The organism is Pseudomonas rossensis (assembly GCF_039888995.1).
Taxonomy (GTDB): Bacteria; Pseudomonadota; Gammaproteobacteria; order Pseudomonadales; family Pseudomonadaceae; genus Aquipseudomonas; species Aquipseudomonas rossensis.
Genome location: NZ_JBBWCB010000289.1, coordinates 1 through 1,769 on the forward strand (window position 1 = coordinate 1; position 1,769 = coordinate 1,769).

The 1,769-nt window shown below is 56.6% G+C and carries 2 protein-coding genes; one reads left to right on the forward strand and one right to left on the reverse strand.

What is annotated here, in order from left to right; genetic code table 11:
* A partial coding sequence (locus tag WLY71_RS30485) for a metal/formaldehyde-sensitive transcriptional repressor (protein ID WP_347806544.1) occupies positions 1–199 on the reverse strand: 199 nt, incomplete at its 3' end.
* A gap of 359 nt (positions 200–558) precedes the next feature.
* Here WLY71_RS30485 and WLY71_RS30490 point away from each other — a divergent pair.
* Positions 559–1,769 (forward strand): MFS transporter (locus WLY71_RS30490; RefSeq protein ID WP_347806545.1); only part of this gene is annotated, 1,211 nt, incomplete at its 3' end.

A 1,769-nucleotide genomic window follows, 5' to 3' on the forward strand; every position in this document is an offset into this window, starting at 1 on the left:
TCGCGACATGTTCACGAGCGTGGTCTTCGATGATTTCATCCATCAGCCCATTGATCGCGCCACGGGTCGAAGCGACCAAAAGCAAGGTTTTTGAGCAGTCATCATCAGAGTCGAGCGCTCGCTCAATTGCCTGGATTTGCCCGGCGATGCGTTTTACGCGCTTAAGAAGATTGTCTTTGCTCGATCTCACATGACCCATACCATACCCCCCCTACCTATAATGAAAGTATGATCACACGTTCCAACTAGCCATACAAGCCAGGGAGGAAATACATCCGACCGGCAGCGTCGCAGCATTTGAATGCTGCAATCGAAACATTGAGCACGTCGCCTCGCCGTACAGAACCAATACAAACCGGCGGGCGGGCCCGCACTTCAATAATTCGATAGATGGCGTAGCGCCTATTTCTTGAGCTGCCATGGACTATGATTTAGGATCGAACCGTATCCCCCCAGGGGGGATATTCGCACTGAACAGAGACGAAACCAGCTGATTGCGTCTCTTCGTGAAAAGTTAGGTAACCGCCTGGTCACGCACTTCGCCACCTGAGATCTTCCATGCTGAAAATCCTAGCCAACCGAACCTACCGTCATCTCTTTCTCGCCCAAGTAATCGCGCTCGTAGGGACTGGACTCGCCACTGTCGCGCTGGGCCTGCTGGCGTTCGACCTTGCGAGCGCCCAAGCAGGTGCTGTCCTCGGTACAGCGCTGGCGATCAAAATGACGGCCTACATTGGCGTTGCACCGATCGCAGCGGCTTTTGCTGAACGTCTACCCCGTCGAGCGATGCTGGTCTCGCTGGATCTGGTGCGAGCACTGGTCGCGCTCGCTCTGCCATTTGTGACGGAAGTCTGGCAGATCTACGTGCTGATTTTTGTTCTCCAGTCAGCCTCGGCGGCGTTCACCCCGACATTTCAGGCAACCATTCCAGACATCCTGCCGGATGAAGACGACTACACCCGCGCCTTGTCGCTATCACGTCTCGCCTATGATCTTGAAAGTGTCGCCAGCCCTATGCTCGCCGCCGCGTTGCTGACCGTTATCAGCTTCCATAATCTGTTCGCCGGCACTGTCATCGGTTTCCTCGCTTCAGCGGCCCTGGTCGCCACAGTGGTGCTGCCAAAGGCGAAGCCGACGCCACGACGCAGCATCTACGAACGAACTACCCGTGGCATGCGCATATTCCTGGCCACCCCTCGCCTACGGGGGCTGCTGGCTCTTAATCTGACAGTGGCCGCTGCCAGTGCCATGGTCATCGTCAATACGGTGGTGCTGGTGCAGTCGCACTTCGCTCTGCCTCAGAGTTCTACAGCATTGGCGCTGGCTGCGTTTGGTGGCGGCTCGATGGTCGCGGCCTTGGTCTTGCCTCGGTTGTTAAAAAACATCAAAGACCGAACGGCCATGCTGTTTGGTGGAGGAATACTGGTTGCGGGTTTAGCGGTTGGTATCAACCTGACCACCTATAACATCCTGTTGCCGCTGTGGGTGGTGCTCGGGGTGGGCTACTCCCTGGCCCAGACTCCGAGCGGTCGACTGTTGCGTCGCTCGGCGCATGCCGAAGATCGCCCGGCGTTGTTTGCCGCCCAATTTGCTCTATCCCATGCCTGCTGGTTGATTACCTACCCATTGGCAGGATGGCTGGGTGCCAATATCAGCCTCACTGCGTCGTTTATAGGACTCGCCGTCGTGGCCGGTAGTGCGCTAGTGGTCAGCATCGTAATCTGGCGTCCAGCTCATGACCAAGAGTCGATCAAGCATACCCATAAGGG